Genomic DNA, 17,252 nt, shown 5'->3' on the forward strand with positions numbered 1-17,252 from the left:
GATGCCGCCAGCCGAGCTCGACCTCACCCGCCACACCGTTTGGCTTGAAAGCCAGACCGATTTCGCCGGCTGGCGCGACGCGGCTCGGCGGCTGGCGTTGAATGAGATCAGCCCCGGGGACATCAGCTGGCATGTCGTAGCCGGTCTTGACCGGCCGCCAAGCGACTTGCCTGACGTGCCGCAGGGCGCTGAGCTCATTGTGCCACGCGATTTCATCGGCCACGCCGAGACCGCCTTCTGCCATTCCGATCCCGGACGTTTCGCCTTTCTCTACAGGCTGCTGTGGCGGCTGCGCACCGAGCCCAAATTGCTGGCGATCGCATCGGAACCCGACACCAAACGGCTTGAAACCATGGAAAAGGCAGTGCGGCGCGACAGCCACAAGATGCACGCCTTCGTCCGCTTCCGGAAGATCGGCGACGGCGAGGATGAACGCTATGTCGCCTGGTTCGAACCCGACCATTTCATCGTCGAGCGCAATGCGGATTTCTTCGTCAGGCGTTTTACCGGCATGCGCTGGACGATCCTGACGCCTTACGCGTCCGCCGATTGGGATGGCGAGAGGCTGGCGATCGGGCCGGGCGCGGCCAAGGGCGATGCGCCAGACAAGGACGATACCGAGACGCTGTGGAGGACTTATTTCGAGAACATCTTCAATCCGGCACGCCTCAAGGTGAAGGCCATGCAAAAGGAGATGCCGAAGAAATATTGGCGGAACCTTCCCGAGGCCTCGCTCATTCCTGACTTGATCGCAGGAGCGGACGAGGCCGCCAGGGATATGATTGCGAAGATGCCGACAATGCCCGCGCCGCACCACGCCAAGGTGCAGGCGAGGCACTGGCCTAAGCATGAGCCTACCGAAGCGCCTGAGGACGATGCCGCGCACACGGTTTCCGAATTGCGCGAGGCCGCCAAGGGATGCCGCCGCTGTCCGCTTTGGCGCGATGCGACGCAGACCGTATTCGGCGAGGGGCCTGACAACGCCAAGGTGATTTTCGTCGGCGAACAGCCGGGCGACCAGGAAGACCTCGCCGGCCAGCCGTTCGTCGGCCCGGCGGGCAAGGTTTTCGATGCCATATTGGACGATGCCGGGGTCGACCGGCTGAAGGTCTACGTCACCAACGCGGTCAAGCACTTCAAATTCGAACCGCGCGGAAAACGCCGCATCCACTCCAAGCCGAATGTCGGCGAGGTTCAAGCCTGCCGCTGGTGGCTAGACCACGAGTTTGACCTGATCAAGCCGAATCTCGCCGTGGCGCTCGGCGCCACGGCGGCGCTATCCCTGCTTGGCAAGGCGGTCCCGGTGACCAAGATGCGGGGCCAGGTGATCGAACGCGAGGATGGCTTGCGTGTCTTCCTCACCATCCATCCCTCCTTCATCCTGCGCATTCGGGATCGCGCCGGCAAAGAAGCCGAACGCGAGCGGTTTTTGCAGGATATGAAGCAGGTGAAGAAGCTGATAGCGGCTTGATCTGCCGGTTTAGCGGATGAGAATTGCTCGGAGATCGTTCACGTTCGTGCCGGTCGGGCCGGGCACGAAGAGATCGCCAACGGCATTGAAGGCCGTCCAGGCATTGTTTCTGGCCAGCATCGCCTTGGCATCCACACCCGCCGCGCGCATGCGCGAAACGGTCGAGCCGTCGGCGAAGGCGCCGGCATTGTCTTCCGAGCCGTCGATGCCGTCAGTGTCGGCCGCCAGGGCGTGAATGCCTTCGATGCCATTGATGCCAATGGCGAAGGCAAGCAGGAATTCCGAATTGCGGCCACCCTTGCCTTTGGCCCGCAGCGTGACGGTGGTCTCCCCGCCCGAGAGGATCAGAACCGGCTTTTGGAAGGGCCGGTTGCGCGTCGCCACTTCGCGGGCGATGGCCGCGTGGACGCCGCCGACCTCGCGTGCTTCGCCTTCGATGGCATCGGAGAGGATGACGGCTTCGATGCCTTGCCGCCTCGCTTCCACCGCTGCCGCTTCCAGCGACACGCCGGCCGATGCGATCAGATGCACCTCGTTGCGCGCAAAGCGCTGATCGCCGGGATCTGGGGCGTCGGCCGCCGGCGACTGGATATGCGCCATGACCGCGTCCGGCAGTTTCATGCCGTAGGCTGATATAGAAGCCAGGGCATTCTCACGGCTGCCGACATCGGGAACGGTTGGGCCGGACGCGACAAGGGCCGGATTGTCGCCGGGGATGTCGGAAACCACCAGCGACACCACCTTGGCCGGCCAGGCCGCGGCAGCCAGCCGGCCGCCTTTGATGGTGGAGAGGTGTTTGCGGATGGTATTCATCGCCGCGATCGGCGCGCCGGAGGCAAGCAGCGCCTCGTTGACGGCGATCTCGTCGGCCAGCGTCAGGCCGGCGGCCGGAGACGGCAGCAGCGCCGAACCGCCGCCGGAAATCAGCGCCACGACCAGATCGTCCGCTGTCAGCCCTTGCACCTTCTCCAGCAGGCGCCGCGAGGCCTCGAGCCCGGCGGCGTCCGGCACCGGGTGCGCGGCCTCGATAATCTCGATGCGCTCGCATTTGGCGCCATAGCCGTAGCGGGTAACGACCAGGCCTTCGATCGTCCCATCCCAGACCTTCTCGAAGGCCGCCGCCATCTGCGCCGAGCCCTTGCCGGCACCGATGACGATGGTGCGGCCCTTCGGCTTTGCCGGCAAATGATCGCGAATGGTCTTTTCCGGATCGGCGGCCGCGACGGCGGCGTCGAAGATGGAGATGAGGAAGGATTTGGGATCGAGCACGGTCATCCTTGGCTGCCATCGGCGATTTGCGAATAGCCGCAAGGCTGGCTCCGCCCCTCATCCGCCTGCCGGCACCTTCTCCCCGTATAGTGACGGGGAGAAGGGAAGCGCTCCAGCGTTGGTACGCCCCTCTCCCCGTCTCTATACGGGGAGAGGGTGAGGGTGAGGGGCAGCGCTGACGTCACGATTTTTCTTCCGGCGGCAGAGCAAGCTTGCCTGCATCGATGGCCAGGTAATCGCACAGCGCATCGACCACCACGCCATGATCCTGGCGCTCAGGCAGGCCAGAGACCGCGATCACGCCGATAACACCGACGCCCTTGACCGCAACCGGAAAGCCGCCGCCGGCCAACACATAGTCAGCAATATCGAGCCCCTCGCCGATCTTGAAGGTGCGGTCGGGGCGCTGCTGCTCCAGCACCAGCCGGTAAGTGCTTCTGAGATAGCGCTTCACGACATTGATTTTGCGCCGCGCCCAGTCGGGATTGGAAGCATTCGAACCAGGCATCGCCGCATAGAACAGGGGCCGGTCCCACAGCCTGATATCGACTATAATCGGCAGGTTCTCTGCTGTTGCACGACGACGGATGGCCGAACCGATCTCGAAGGCGACAGCCTCGTCGAAGGCCGTGAAGACAAGCGTCTCTTCCTGTCTCTTGATCAGAGCGATGTCGTCAGCAACGGCCATGTCGTTCCCCTGTCAACTTCGCCGCACGCTTTGACCGATGGCTGCCGCCGGGTCAAGCGGGGAACACGCCGCAGTGCTAAATTGCGATGTCGCTCTTGGCGGGCCGCCCCGCGACATAGACCTCGCGCACGGCGCGGTCGTCTCCCAGCGTCTGCAGCAGGAACAGTTCCTGCGCCAGCGTCTCGACCGTTTCCATCCTGAGCCGCATCGCCGGCGTCGCCCTGGCATCGAGCACGACGATATCGGCGTCGGTGCCATCCTCCAGCGTGCCGATCCTGTCCACTACCGACAGCGCCTCGGCGTTGCCACGCGTGATCTGCCAGAATGACTGGAACGGGTTGAGCTTCTCGCCATTGAGCGCGATCACCTTGTAGCCCTCGTCCATGGTACGCAGCATCGAATAGTTGGTGCCGCCGCCGACATCGGTGGCGGTCGCGATGCGCAATGGCTTGTCGCGGCAGCGAAAGCGCTGATAGTCGAACAGGCCGGAGCCGAGGAACAGGTTGGAGGTCGGGCAGAATACCGCCACCGAACCGCTGTCCGACAGCGCGTCCGCCTCACGCTCCGACAAATGAATGCAATGACCGAACAGGCTCTTTTTGCCAAGCAGCCCGTAATGTTCGTACACATCGGTGTAGTCGCGCGACCAGGGGTAGAGCTGTTGCGTGAAGGCGATCTCGGCGTGGTTTTCCGACAGATGCGTCTGCATGTGCAGGTCGGGATGTTCGCGGCACAGCGCGCCGGCCATCTCCATCTGCTCCGGTGAGGAGGTGATGGCGAAGCGTGGCGTGATGGCATAAAGCTGGCGGCCCTTGCCGTGCCACTCGGCGATCAGCGCCTTGGTGTCGTCATAGCCGGATTGCGGTGTGTCGAGCACGCCTTCGGGCGCGTTGCGGTCCATCATCACCTTGCCGGCGATGTTGAGCATGTCGCGCGCGTGCGACTCGGCGAAGAAGGCTTCCGCCGACGCCCTATGCACCGAACAGTAAGCGGCGACCGTCGTCGTGCCATGGCGCACCGTCTCATCAAGGAACAGGCGCGCGATGCGGCGGCCATGCTGCGCGTTGGCGAATTTTGTTTCCTCTGGAAAGGTGTAGTTGTTCAGCCAGTCGAGCAGTTCGGCGCCATAGGAAGCGATGATCTGCATCTGCGGGAAATGCACATGGGCATCGATGAAGCCCGGCAGCAACAGATGCGGCCGGTGATCGATTTTTTTTATCCCCTCGCCCGCCTGTTTCTCGACATCGGCGTAGGCGCCCGATGCAACGATCCTGCCGCCGCTTGTCAGCAGGCCACCATCTTCCTCGTAGCGCCAGGCGGAGTGGTCGTCGATGGCTAGCGGCCAGCGCACGAAGGACAGCGTGCGGCCGCGCAGAAGTGTCGAGGTCATGCTTATTTCCCCGCGCCTTCGAACCAGGCGACCAGCAGCGCCCGCTCCTTGTCGGTGATCTCTGTGACATTGGCGGGCGGCATGGCGTGGCTGCGGCCTGCCTGCAGGTAGATCTCGCGGGCATGATCGGCAATGCCCGCGTCCGTATCCAGCATCACCCCCTTGGGCGCGTGGTAGATGCCCTCGTAGACCGGCTCCGCGGCATGGCACATCGAGCAGCGGCCGAGCACGGTGTCGCGCACCGCCGGGAAATGCGCCGAAGCGATATAGACTTGCGCCGAGGCGGAAACCTTGGGTTCACCGGTCAGCACCTTCGGCACGGTCGACAGCCAGATGATGATGAGGAACAGGACAAGGGCGCCCAGCCAGGTCCAGTGCGGGTTGCCGGCACGTTTGTGCACGCTGTTGAAATAGTGGCGGATCAAGACACCGATGATGAACACCAGCGAGGCGATGACCCAGTTGAACTGTGTCCCGAACGCCAGCGGATAGTGGTTCGACAGCATCAGGAACAGCACGGGGAGCGTCAGATAGTTGTTGTGGAGCGAACGCTGCTTGGCGATCTTGCCGTACTTCGGATCCGGCTTGCGTCCTGCGATGAGGTCGGCGACGACGATCTTCTGGTTCGGAATGATGACCATGAAGACATTGGCCGACATGATCGTCGCGGTGATGGCGCCAAGATGCAGGAAGGCGGCGCGGCCGGTGAACAGATGCGTCAGTCCCCAGGCGATGAACACCAGCACGCAATAGAGAACCAGCATCAGGCCGGTGTCGCTTTTGCCGAGCGGCGAGCGGCACAGGAGATCATAGACCACCCAGCCGACGCCGATCGTCGCCATCGACAGCAGGATGCCTGTTGGCACCGACATCGGCAGCACATTGGGATCGATCAGGAACAGGTCCGCTCCGGCGTAATAGACCACGCACAGCATGGCGAAACCGGACAGCCAGGTGGCGTAGGATTCCCACTTGAACCAGGTCAGATGCTCGGGCATCTCGGCCGGCGCCACCAGATATTTCTGGATGTGGTAGAAGCCACCGCCATGCACCTGCCATTCCTCGCCGAAGGCGCCGACGGGCATGCCTGGTCGCTGGCGCAGGCCCAGATCGAGCGCGACGAAATAGAAGGACGAGCCGATCCAGGCGATGCCGGTGACGACGTGCAGCCAGCGCACGGCGAAGCTCAGCCAGTCCCAGAAAATCGCGAAATCCATCATTGAAGTCGTCCCTGCCGATGACGCGACTTTAAGGTGTGGCGCGTAAACGGAAAGAGGCGAGGTGTGCGATGACTTTCAAAAAAAATTGGAAAATACTAGGTTGATCCCTGCAAACCGGCGAAGGTGCTCCGCATGGCCTATCTCGACAACATCGCCGTCTTCGTCCGCGTCGTCGAGCTCGGCAATCTGTCGGCGGCCGGGCGCGACATGCGCATTTCGCCGGCGGTCGCCTCGAACCGTATCAAGGAACTGGAGAAGCATCTCGGCGTCCGGCTGTTCAACCGCACGACACGGCAGTTGATGCCGACCGAGCACGGCACCGTGTTCTACTCGGGCGCGAAGCAGGTTCTGGAGGCGATTACCGAAGCGGAGGCGGCCGTCTCGGCACTGTCCGGCCAGCCGCGCGGCACCATCAAGGTGACGGCGCCGCTTGGGCTCGGCCGGCGCCTGGTGGCCTCGGGCATTCCCGATTTTCACGACAAATACCCTGATATCGAGGTGCGGCTCAGGCTCTCGGACCACAATGTCGACATCATGAAAGAGGGCATCGACGTCGCCTTCCGGCTCGGCATCATCGAGGACTCCAGCCTTCGGATGCGCGGCATCATGGAATGCGAACGTGTGTTGGTCGCCGCACCCAAATATCTTGAGGCACGCGGCGAGCCCATGGATCCGCAGGAATTGATCGGCAGGAGACATGACTGCCTGATGCTGCGCTATTCCGGCGCACGCGAATATGTCTGGACCTTGCAAACGCCGGCCGGCCAGCAAAAATTCGAAGTGCACGGGCCCTACGACACCGATGACGGCGACGTGCTGACCGGTTGGGCTCTGTCGGGACGCGGTATCATCAACAAGCCGCGCTTCGAGGTCGAGCCGTTCATCCGCGACCGGCGGCTGAAGGTCATTCTCGCCAGCACCCCGCCTACGCCGGTGCAGTTCGCTGCCGTATATCCGCACAAGAAGCTGCAGGATCCCAAGGTGCGCCTGCTGCTCGACTTCATGGCGGAGCGCTGCCAGCGGCTGATCAAGGACATCCTGGCTGGGCGGTAGAACAGGCCGGCAAGTGACCGCCGGCTGGTCCATTCGCCGGGCTTGTCTTGCTGCAGGACGAACTTAGTTTCGTCCTGCGCGGTTTTGACCGAGCAATCCGCACCTTGGTCGAGGTACGAGCAAAGCCGATGGGTCATCGTTGCCGATTCCGGGGCGCCTCGACCCGCGCATCAGCCTATAATCTGGCGCGACGCTTCGCGTCCCCTCGACGTCATCAGCCACGGCCGTGCCGGCTGGAACGCATCGCTGACCCAACCCGCGCGAGGCCACCAACTTCAGCAGGCCCGAAGGATTTTCGGACACGGTTTTTCGACGCTGCGCGGAGGAATTCACAGGCATCGTGCAGGGCCTGTGGCAGGACGCTGATGCTCTACTGTTCGACGAGAGCGGCGGTCACGCTGCCTGAACATCTCGGCTTGAAACGGCCGGCTTAGCGGCGGCGCAAGTCTAACTCGCCATCACCCTGTCATGGGGACGGTCGGAACTTGAGGCCGCTCCGTGCACGACTAGAGCCGCCATGATCTCGGCGGCCGCCAGTGCGGCGATAACGGGCGGGCGCTTGTCCTTGACGGCGTCGCCGCCGATCGGCGAGACGAGCCGGGCAAATTCAGTCTCCGCGCCGTCCGCCGATTTCAGGAACCAGTTTCTGAATGTCGCCTTCTTGGTCTTCGAACCGATCATGCCGACATAGGCAGCGTCGCCGCGTCTCAGCGCCTCTGCGACGATCAGGAAATCGAGCGCGTGGTCATGGGTTAGGATGGCGAAGGCGGTGCCGGCCGGGGCGGCGCGAACCTCGGCTTCCGGCATCGGCGTTAGCCGCGTCTCGACGGTTTCCGGCATGCCTTCCAGCGCCTCGGCCCGCGTCTCGATGACGACACCGTGCACGGGAAGAAGCGCTACCGTAGACGCGAGCGCCTGGCCGACATGGCCGCCGCCGAAGATATAGACATGCGGCAGCTGCGCCTCCTCGGCTTCCGCCGCCGCAACCAGCTCGGCGGCCAGCGCTGCATCGACCAGCCGGATCAGCACCTCCACGCGCCCGCCACAGCACTGGCCGATCTCCGGCCCAAGCGGCACATCGAGCGTGGCGCAGATTTCGTCGACTTCGATGCGGGTTCCCCTCCCCCTCGAGGGGAGGGTGGCGGCGAAGCCGCCGGGTGGGGTCGTTGCGGCAGTGCTCGACCCCCTTGCGGTGCCTCCTGCGAGGACCCCCTCTGGCCGCTTCGCGGCCATCTCCCCCTCGAGGGGGGAGATGAGCATCTGCCTGGCTCTGTCGATCGCCATGTATTCGAGCTGACCACCGCCGATCGTGCCAAAGATCGCCGCCGGCGAGACAAGCATGAAGGCGCCCTTCTCGCGCGGCGTCGAGCCCTTGGTACCGGCCACTTCGACCAGGGCAAGTCGCGCGGCGCTGCCGAGAAAGGTTTTCAGGCTTTGCACGTTCGAGTTCATGGTTCACGGTTCCCGAATGAAAAATATAGGCTTTTTCGGTTGGGATTGCACGTTTGCCGGCCTTCAGGCGCCCGCCTTGACCTCTTTCTTCAACCGCTCGATCGCCATCAGCACGCGTTCGGGGGTCGCCGGCGCGTCGAGACGCGGGCAGATCTTGTGGTCGGCGACGCTGGCCACGGCATCCGACAGCGCGTGCAGCACTGCCATGCCGTGCGGCAGCGGTGGCTCGCCGACCGCCTTGGAGCGATGGATGGTCGGCTCATAGGCCTGCGACCAGTCGGTCAGCGCGACGTTGAAGATCTTCGGCCGATCCGAGGCCAGCGGGATCTTGTAGGTCGAGGGCGCATGGGTGCGCAGCCGGCCCTTGTCGTCCCACCACAGTTCCTCGGTGGTCAGCCAGCCCATGCCCTGGATGAAGCCGCCCTCGACCTGGCCGAGGTCGATGGCCCGGTTCAGCGAACGGCCGCAGTCGTGCAGGACGTCGGCGCGCTCGACGACATACTCGCCGGTCAGCGTGTCGACCGACACTTCGGCGCAGGCCGCGCCATAGGCATAGTAGTAGAAGGCGTGGCCCTGGCCCTTGCCGCGGTCCCAGTGAATCTTCGGCGTCTTGTAGAAGCCGGCGGCCGAGAGCTGCACACGCGCGATGTAGGCCTGCTTGACCAAATCGTCGAAGCTGACTTCCTGGTTGCCGACGCGCACCCGGTTGGGCAGGAACACCACCTGGTCGACAGGTATCTGATATCTCTCGGCGGCGAAGTCGGTCAGCCGCTGGCGGATCTGGCGCGCCGCGTTCTGCGCCGCCATGCCGTTGAGGTCGGCGCCCGAGGACGCCGCCGTCGGCGCGGTGTTGGGCACCTTGGCGGTTGTGGTTGCGGTGATCTTCACGCGGTCGAGGTCGATCTGGAACTCCTCGGCCACGACCTGCGCCACCTTGAGGTGCAGGCCCTGCCCCATTTCGGTGCCGCCATGGTTCATGTGCACCGAACCATCGGCATAGACATGGACCAGCGCCCCGGCCTGGTTGGACTCGGTCTTGGTGAAGGAGATGCCAAACTTGACCGGCGTCAGGGCCAGGCCGCGCTTGACGAAGCGGCTGTTGGCGTTGAACGCGGAAATCTCGCGGCGGCGGCGCGCATAGCTGGCGCTCTCTTCCAGTTCCGCCACGATGCGCTGTATGATGCAGTCCTCGACCTTCTGGTGATAGGGCGTGACGCAGCGCGCGCCGATCGCCTCCATCGGGTCATAGAAATTCAGCTTGCGGATTTCGAGCGAATCCTTGCCGACCGCGAAGGCGACCTCGTCGATGACCCGCTCGGCGCCGATCATGCCTTGCGGGCCGCCGAAGCCGCGGAAGGCGGTGTTGGAGACGGTGTTGGTGTAGAGCGGCGCCGACTTGGCCAACACCGCGGGATAGAAATACGCGTTGTCGCAGTGGAACAGCGCGCGGTCGCCGACCGGGCCGGACAGGTCGGCGGAAAAGCCGCAGCGCAAGGCATAGGTGAAATCGACGCCGAGGATGTTGCCCTCGTCGTCGAAGCCGACTTCGTAGTCGATGGCGAAATCGTGCCGCTTGCCGGTGGCGGTCATGTCCTCGTCGCGGTCGAGCCGGACCTTGACCGCCCGCTTCAGCTTCTTGGCGGCGATGGCGGCGATCGCGGCGCACTGGTTGGCCTGCGTTTCCTTGCCGCCGAAGCCGCCGCCCATGCGGCGCACCTCCACCGTCACCGCGTTGCTCGGCACGCCGAGCGTGTGGGCGACCAGATGCTGCGTCTCGCTTGGCCCTTGCGTCGAACAGTAGACGGTCACCTCGTCGTCCTCGCCGGGGATGGCGAGCGACACCTGGCCTTCGAGGTAGAAATGGTCCTGGCCGCCAAGCCACATGCGGTTCTTGATGCGGCGGGGGGCGGCCTCGATTGCGGCGGCCGCATCGCCACGCCTCAGGATCAGCGGCGTCGTGACCTGCTTGTCCTTGGTCGGATCGAGGTCCCATATGTCGATGACGGCGGGAAGCTCGTCATACTCGATCCCAGCCAGGCGCACGGCGCGACGCGCCGCCTCGCGCGTTTCGGCAATGACCGCGAAGATCGGCTGGCCGAAGAACTGCACCTTGCCTTCCGCCAGCACCGGATCGTCATGCATGTTGCTGGGCGAGACATCGTTCTCGCCCGGCACGTCGGCATAGGTCAGCACGTCGACGACGCCAGGGGCCGCGCGCACCGCCGAGAGATCGACGCTCTTCAGGACGCCATGGGCCACCTTGGACAGGCCAAGACCGACATGCAGCGTGCCGGCCGGCTCCGGCATGTCGTCGATATAGACCGCGCCGCCGCTGACATGCTTGTGGGCGGAATCGTGCCGCTGGTCGGTGGCGACGCCGCCGACGATCTTCTCGGCCTTGAGGTTTGATGGTGCGTGCTTGTTCATCAGGCCGCCTCGCTGCGTGATACCTGGAACGGCGCCTTGGTGCCGGTGGTTTCCACGTAAAAGCGCAACAGAAGGTTCTTCGCCGCCAAAGCTCGGTATTCGGCGGTTGCGCGCATATCGGTCAGCGGGGTGAAATCGCTGGCATAGCAGGCCATAGCCGCTTCCACCGTCACTTCGGTCCAGGCCTTGCCGAGCAGCGCCTTTTCGACGGAGGACGCCCGCTTCGGCGTTGCCGCCATGCCGCCATAGGCGATGCGGATATCGGCTACCGTGCCGTCCTTGGCCAAGGCCAGATAAAAGGCGCCAAGGGTCGCGGTGATGTCCTCGTCGCGGCGTTTGGTGACCTTGTAGACGGCGAACTTTGTCGCCTTTGCCGGCACCGGCACATGCACGGCCTCGACGAACTCGCCTGGCTGGCGGTCCTGCTTGCCATAGGCGATGAAGAAATCCTGCAACGGGATCGTGCGCCGTGTCTTGCCCCTGCGCAATGTCAGCCGTGCACCGAGCGCGATCAACGGTGGCGGCGTGTCGCCGATCGGCGAGCCGTTGGCGACGTTGCCGCCGATCGTGCCCATGTTGCGGACCTGTTCCCCGCCGATGCGGTCGAACAACGGCCCCAATGCCGGGATGCGTTTCGACAGTGTCGAAAAGGCTTCGGTGTAGGTGACGCCCGCGCCAATCGATATGACACCATTGTCTTCCGTGATGGTGCAAAGCCCCGGCAGATTGCCGATGAAGATCGCCGGCGAGATGTCGCGCATCTGCTTGGTCACCCACAGGCCAACGTCGGTCGAACCGGCTACGACGGTGGCGGTCGGCTCTTTTTCGAAGACAGCTGCGAAATCGTCGGCATCGGCCGGCACAACCAGCCGCGTCCCGCCGGCGCCGATCTCGACCCTGGCGCCATCGTGCAACGCCTGCAGCCGTGTGGTGACGTCCCGGCGCTCCGCCGCCAAGGGGTCCTTCGCCACCTTGCCGTAGCTCGATATGGCGTGCGCGGCGCGCATGATCGCCTCATAGCCGGTGCAGCGGCAGAGATTGCCTTGCAAGGCTTTTTCGATGGCGGCGTCCGAAGGGTCCGGTGACTTCATCCACAAGCCGTAGAGCGACATGACGAAACCCGGCGTGCAGAAGCCGCATTGCGAGCCATGGAAATCGACCATAGCCTGCTGGACCGGATGCAACTGGCCAGCTTCGCCGCGCAGGTGCTCGACCGTCACGACATGGGTGCCGTCGAGCGAGCCCAGAAAGCGAATGCAGGCATTGACGCTTTCATAGACCAGTCCGGTGGCCGAAAGTCTGCCGATCAGCACCGTGCAGGCGCCGCAATCGCCCTCGGCGCAGCCTTCCTTGGTGCCGCGCAGCGAACGGTCGAGCCGCAGCCAGTCGAGCAGGGTCGCGTCAGGCGCCACGGATGACAGCGCGACATCCCTGCCATTCAGAATGAAGCGGATTTCGTTGCGGATATTGCCCTTGGCCATGCCTCAGCTCCCCCTGTAGGTGGAATAGCCGTATGGCGAGATCAGCAATGGTACATGATAGTGCAGCGCCTGCGCCATGCCGAAGCGGATTGGCACGCTATCGAGGAAGGCAGGCTCGGGCAGCTTCGTTCCTTGGCCGCGCAGATAGTCGCCGGCCGCGAACACCAGTTCGTATTCGCCGATGCGGAAGTCGGCACCGGCCAGCAGCGGCGCATCGCAGCGGCCGTCGGCATTGGTGACGACCGTCTTCAGAAGCGTGCGGGCCAAACCCTCGAGACGGTACAGCGCGATGGACAATCCAGCCGCCGGCCTGCCGGTCGCGGTATCCAGGACATGGGTCGTCAGACGCCCGCCATCGGCTTTCGATGTCTCTGCCATTGGCCGCCTCCCATTTTCCAATACGAACAAATTGGCCGGTACAATCGAGCACTACTGATGAATTGTGCGCCAATTAAAGGCGATGCATAAGTCCCGGTCGAGCGGAGTGCGACAAAAACACTTTCAAAAATTTTGAGGGGAATGCGAGAAGCACCCTTTCGATATCCTGATCATACTTCCGGTGATGCCGGGCGCGGAGGGACGATGCGTTACAGCAGGGACATGCGTGGCTACGGAGCCAATCCGCCGGATCCGAAATGGCCTGGCGGCGCGCATGTCGCCGTGCAGTTCGTCGTCAACTACGAAGAGGGCGGCGAGAACTGCGTGCTCCACGGCGACAAGGCTTCTGAAGCCTTCCTGTCCGAGATCGTCGGCGCGGCGCCCTGGGTGGGCCAGCGCCACTGGAACATGGAATCGATCTACGAGTATGGGGCGCGGGCCGGCTTCTGGCGGCTGCTGCGCCTGTTCAGCGAAGAGCAAGTGCCCGTCACCTGCTATGGCGTCGCCACGGCGCTCGCGCGCTCACCCGACCAGGTCACGGCGATGCAGGAAGCCGGCTGGGAAATCGCCTCGCACGGGTTGAGATGGATCGACTACCGCGACCACGACGCCGAGGACGAGCGCCGCGACCTCGAAGCGGCGATCAAGCTGCACTACGAGGTGACCGGCCAGCGCCCGACCGGCTGGTATACGGGCCGCACATCGATCAACACGGTGCGGCTGGTGGCGGAGGAAGGCGGCTTCGACTACGTCTCGGACACCTATGACGACGAGCTGCCCTACTGGTTCGAGCATGAGGACGGCACGCAGCTTATCATCCCCTATACGCTCGACGCCAACGACATGCGCTTTGCCACACCGCAAGGCTTCAACTCGGGCGACCAGTTCTTTGCGTATTTGAAGGACAGTTTCGATACGCTCTATGCCGAGGGCAAGGCCGGCCGGCCGCGCATGATGAACATCGGCCTGCATTGCCGCCTGGTCGGGCGGCCGGGCCGGGTGGCGGCGCTGAAACGCTTCGTCGATTATGTTAAATCGCACGACAAGGTCTGGCTGGCGCGGCGTATTGACATCGCCAAGCACTGGCAGGAAAACCACCCCTATCAGCCGGCCGCGCTACGCCCCTCGAAGATGGAATTCGAGACGTTCGTTCACAGCTTCGGCGGCGTTTTCGAACATTCGCCCTGGATCGCCGAGCGGGCCTACGAGCTGGAGCTCGGCCCGGCGCACGACACGGCGGGCGGCCTCCACAATGCGCTTTGCCGCATCTTCCGTTCCGCCAGTGAGACCGAACGGCTCGGCGTGCTCAACGCCCATCCCGACCTCGCCGGCAAGCTGGCCAAGGCCAGGCGACTGACGGCGGAATCGACCAGGGAACAGGCTTCCGCCGGTCTCGACGCGCTGACCGACAAGGAACGCGAACTGTTCTCCAAGCTCAACGCCGCCTACGTCACCACCTTCGGCTTTCCCTTCATCATCGCGGTGAAAGGCAAGACAAAGGAGGAAATCCTCGCCGAATTCGAGGCCCGCATCGGCAACAGCCGCGGCGTCGAATTCGAAACCGCCTGCAAACAGGTCGAGCGTATCGCGCTGCTGCGCCTCAAGGACATGCTTCCACAATAGGTTTGAACCCATGGATACGATCAGGATGCCCGAGCGAACCTATTATGCCCCAAAGGGCGGCCATTCCGGCCAGAGCGAACTTCTGACCGGCCGCGCCGTCTTCACCGAAGCCTATGCGGTCATCCCCAAGGGCGTGATGCAGGACATCGTCACCAGCGCCCTGCCGTTCTGGGACAAGACCCGTGTCTGGATCCTGTCGCGGCCGCTGTCCGGCTTCGCCGAGACGTTTTCGCAATACATCGTCGAGGTCGCGCCAGGCGGCGGCAGCGAGCGGCCGGAGCCCGATGCCAGCGCCGAAGGCGCCCTGTTCGTGGTCGAGGGCGAACTGACGGTTCTGCTCGACGGCATGAAACATGTGTTGCGCCCCGGCGGTTTTGCCTTCCTGCCGCCGGCCAGCGGCTGGACAGTCCGCAACGAAGGCAAGGCGGCTGTCCGCTTCCACTGGATACGCAAGGCTTATGAGGTCGTCGATGGCCTCGAGATTCCGCAAGCCTTCTTCACCAACGAACAGGAGATCGCGCCGACGCCGATGCCCGGCACCGAGGGCCGCTGGGCAACGACGCGGTTCGTCGATCCCGCCGATCTGCGCCATGACATGCACATGACCATCGTCACGCTCGAGCCGGGCGCGGTCATTCCGTTCGCCGAGACGCATGTCATGGAACACGGGCTCTATGTGCTCGAAGGCAAGGCTGTCTATCGGCTCAACCAGGACTGGGTCGAGGTCGAGGCGGGCGACTATATGTGGCTGCGCGCCTTCTGCCCGCAGGCCTGCTATGCCGGCGGCCCCGGCAAATTCCGCTATCTGCTCTACAAGGACGTCAATCGGCACGCCAAGCTCGGCGGGGCCGGCATCGCGAAGCGGACGTCATGAGCCGCATTGTCGCGCGGCCGCTGACCCGTGGGGCCTTTGCCGAATTCGGCGATGTCATCGACATGGGCGGCGACAACCACTATCCGATCAATGGCGGCAAGGCAGAGCGCTACCATGACCTCGCCACCGCGCAAGCCATGGGGCCGAATGCGCGCGTGCTGATCTCGATGGTGCGCGGCACGCCCTATGATATGCCGCTGAAGCTGACCATGGTGGAGCGCCACCCCTTGGGCAGCCAGGCCTTCATCCCGCTGTCGCCGCGTCCGTTCCTGGTCGTCGTCTGCCCTGACGGCAAGGACGGGCCTGGCGAGCCCCATGCCTTCGTCACCGCACCGGGGCAAGGCATCAACTATTTCCGCAATCTCTGGCACGGCGTGCTGACGCCGCTCGGAGAGCCTCAGGACTTTTTGATCGTCGACCGTGGCGGCGACGGCTCCAACCTCGAGGAATTCCACTTCTCGCACGCCTACGAAATCCACCTCCCCGACGAGAGCTTGTGATGACCGACATCTCGCTGATCGACCGCCTGCTCGACGTCATCGAGCACGACATCGTGCCGAAGACGGCAGAAGGCGTCGCCCACGGCAACAAGCTGTTCGGCGCGGCGATCCTGCGCAAGGACAACTATTCGCTGGTACTGGCCGAGACCAACAACGAGATGGAAAACCCGCTCTGGCATGGCGAGGTGCATTGCCTGAAGCGCTTTTACGAGATGCCCAGGGCCGAGCGCGTCGACACCAAGGACGCCATCTTTCTCGCCACACACGAGCCCTGCTCGCTCTGCCTGTCGGCGATCACCTGGGCCGGCTTTGACAACTTCTACTATTTGTTCAGCCACGAGGATTCGCGTGACAGTTTTGCCATCCCGCATGATCTCAAAATTCTGAAAGAGGTCTTCACCCTCGACCCCGGCGGCTACAATGCCGAGAACGCCTATTGGAAAAGTTTTTCGATCCGCAGGTTGGTGAGGGCGCTGGCCGGGGCCGAACGCCAGCGGCTGGAGGAGCGGATCGGGAAAATCTCGGCGCGCTACGACGAATTGTCGGGCGACTACCAGGCGAGCAAGGCTGAGAACGACATTCCGCTGAACTGAGCTTCCGTCTCAACAATCGCCGCTTGTGTTACCCCCTTTATGGGGGCATACTGGATTATGGATAAACGCTGACCCACTTACGATCTTGATGCAATCAAGACGACATTTGGGTCTGTCGACACGCTGGCGATCACAACGTCCGCACTGCGGGATGCTGTTGGGCTGGGCTTCGATCGCGCCGGTTTGATCGAGGTGATCGACAGCACGACGCGGAAGATGTTTGTAAAGTCGATGACGACTTTCGCGGATCATCGAGTGTGGCAGGATGTCTATCACGTGCCAGCGCGTGACATGCTTCTCTATGTGAAATTCCAGGCGGATGTCGTGACCGAATTCACGATCATGTCATTCAAGGAGACATGACCATGGCGACAAGGGAGAGCAGTGAAACGAATAGGATGGTCTCCCCCGAAACCGGAGAAACGTTGATGCGCGGAGTCCGTCCATTCACCGTGACCTATAAGGGCGAGAGCATGATCGTCGACCTGCCCGGCTACTATCCTCTATCGGATGGCGAGGGTGTGCATGTCGGCGACGACATGGCCGCCGTTGATGCCGGGTTGCGCGCGCTCAAGGAGAAGATCGACGGCGTGCCGGCCCCGTCAACCATCCGCCGCATGCGCACGAAGCTCAAGCTGTCGCAGCGCGAGGCCGGATCCTTGTTCAAGGTCGGCGAGAACGCCTTCGACAAGTATGAAAGAGGCTTGATCGAACCGAGTGGCCCGACCGTTCAATTGATGACATTGCTGGAGAAACATCCCGAACTGCTCGACGAATTGCGGTAGCGGCACAGGTCGCATATTTCGCTGCTCCAGTCGCGAATGGCGATTGAA

At 63.5% G+C, this 17,252-nt stretch carries 15 protein-coding genes and 1 pseudogene; 8 read left to right on the forward strand and 8 right to left on the reverse strand.

Annotation, left to right across the window (positions count from 1 at the left end):
• Position 1: 1 nt before the first annotated feature.
• Positions 2 to 1,471 (forward strand): UdgX family uracil-DNA binding protein, encoded by a 1,470-nt coding sequence (locus tag FJW04_RS12395; RefSeq protein WP_140714369.1) that lies wholly within the window; start codon positions 2 to 4, stop codon positions 1,469 to 1,471.
• Positions 1,472 to 1,480: 9 nt separating this feature from the next.
• On the opposite strand, the gene FJW04_RS12400 is transcribed toward FJW04_RS12395, so the two are convergent.
• The 4 genes from FJW04_RS12400 to FJW04_RS12420 form a co-directional block, all read right to left on the reverse strand.
• A complete protein-coding gene (locus tag FJW04_RS12400; RefSeq protein WP_140615042.1) occupies positions 1,481 to 2,746 on the reverse strand; it encodes a glycerate kinase in 1,266 nt (421 codons plus the stop codon).
• A 175-nt stretch (positions 2,747 to 2,921) separates the two neighbouring features.
• Positions 2,922 to 3,428 carry a heme-degrading domain-containing protein gene (locus tag FJW04_RS12410; RefSeq protein ID WP_140714373.1) on the reverse strand — a complete coding sequence of 169 codons (507 nt, stop codon included), beginning with the start codon at positions 3,426 to 3,428 and terminating at the stop codon, positions 2,922 to 2,924.
• Between the two features lie 76 nt (positions 3,429 to 3,504).
• A complete protein-coding gene (gene guaD / locus FJW04_RS12415; protein ID WP_140714375.1) occupies positions 3,505 to 4,818 on the reverse strand; it encodes a guanine deaminase in 1,314 nt (437 codons plus the stop codon).
• 2 nt (positions 4,819 to 4,820) lie between these two features.
• Entirely contained in the window at positions 4,821 to 6,038 is a 1,218-nt protein-coding gene (locus tag FJW04_RS12420; protein WP_140615050.1) for a urate hydroxylase PuuD, read from the reverse strand.
• A gap of 132 nt (positions 6,039 to 6,170) precedes the next feature.
• Between FJW04_RS12420 and FJW04_RS12425 the strand changes: the two genes are divergently transcribed.
• A complete protein-coding gene (locus tag FJW04_RS12425) occupies positions 6,171 to 7,091 on the forward strand; it encodes a LysR family transcriptional regulator (protein WP_140615052.1) in 921 nt (306 codons plus the stop codon).
• Positions 7,092 to 7,538: 447 nt separating this feature from the next.
• On the opposite strand, the gene xdhC is transcribed toward FJW04_RS12425, so the two are convergent.
• The 4 genes from xdhC to uraH form a co-directional block, all read right to left on the reverse strand.
• Positions 7,539 to 8,543, reverse strand: a complete 1,005-nt coding sequence (gene xdhC, locus FJW04_RS12435; protein WP_140714377.1) for a xanthine dehydrogenase accessory protein XdhC — start codon at positions 8,541 to 8,543, stop codon at positions 7,539 to 7,541.
• A 63-nt stretch (positions 8,544 to 8,606) separates the two neighbouring features.
• Positions 8,607 to 10,970, reverse strand: a complete 2,364-nt coding sequence (xdhB, locus tag FJW04_RS12440; protein ID WP_140714378.1) for a xanthine dehydrogenase molybdopterin binding subunit — start codon at positions 10,968 to 10,970, stop codon at positions 8,607 to 8,609.
• On the reverse strand, positions 10,970 to 12,451 hold the full coding sequence (gene xdhA, locus FJW04_RS12445; RefSeq protein WP_140714380.1) for a xanthine dehydrogenase small subunit: 1,482 nt from the start codon (positions 12,449 to 12,451) through the stop codon (positions 10,970 to 10,972). Before xdhA ends, xdhB begins: the two co-directional genes overlap by 1 nt.
• Before the next feature lie 3 nt (positions 12,452 to 12,454).
• Entirely contained in the window at positions 12,455 to 12,829 is a 375-nt protein-coding gene (gene uraH / locus FJW04_RS12450; RefSeq protein WP_015314318.1) for a hydroxyisourate hydrolase, read from the reverse strand.
• A 204-nt stretch (positions 12,830 to 13,033) separates the two neighbouring features.
• On the opposite strand from uraH, the gene puuE reads away from it, so the two are divergent.
• From puuE to FJW04_RS12480, 6 genes and pseudogenes are all read left to right on the forward strand, one after another.
• Entirely contained in the window at positions 13,034 to 14,452 is a 1,419-nt protein-coding gene (puuE, locus tag FJW04_RS12455; protein WP_015314319.1) for an allantoinase PuuE, read from the forward strand.
• A 10-nt stretch (positions 14,453 to 14,462) separates the two neighbouring features.
• Positions 14,463 to 15,326, forward strand: a complete 864-nt coding sequence (locus FJW04_RS12460; RefSeq protein WP_140714382.1) for a bifunctional allantoicase/(S)-ureidoglycine aminohydrolase — start codon at positions 14,463 to 14,465, stop codon at positions 15,324 to 15,326.
• Positions 15,323 to 15,826 (forward strand): ureidoglycolate lyase, encoded by a 504-nt coding sequence (locus FJW04_RS12465; protein ID WP_140714384.1) that lies wholly within the window; start codon positions 15,323 to 15,325, stop codon positions 15,824 to 15,826. Before FJW04_RS12460 ends, FJW04_RS12465 begins: the two co-directional genes overlap by 4 nt.
• A complete protein-coding gene (locus FJW04_RS12470) occupies positions 15,826 to 16,419 on the forward strand; it encodes a nucleoside deaminase (RefSeq protein ID WP_140714386.1) in 594 nt (197 codons plus the stop codon). Before FJW04_RS12465 ends, FJW04_RS12470 begins: the two co-directional genes overlap by 1 nt.
• A gap of 84 nt (positions 16,420 to 16,503) precedes the next feature.
• Positions 16,504 to 16,782, forward strand: a pseudogene (locus FJW04_RS12475) (type II toxin-antitoxin system MqsR family toxin); the annotation flags it as partial.
• A gap of 65 nt (positions 16,783 to 16,847) precedes the next feature.
• Positions 16,848 to 17,204 (forward strand): type II toxin-antitoxin system MqsA family antitoxin, encoded by a 357-nt coding sequence (locus FJW04_RS12480; protein ID WP_246673797.1) that lies wholly within the window; start codon positions 16,848 to 16,850, stop codon positions 17,202 to 17,204.
• The last annotated feature ends 48 nt before the right edge of the window (positions 17,205 to 17,252 follow it).

It is taken from the genome of Mesorhizobium sp. B2-7-3 (assembly GCF_006440715.1).
Lineage (GTDB): Bacteria > Pseudomonadota > Alphaproteobacteria > Rhizobiales > Rhizobiaceae > Mesorhizobium > Mesorhizobium australicum.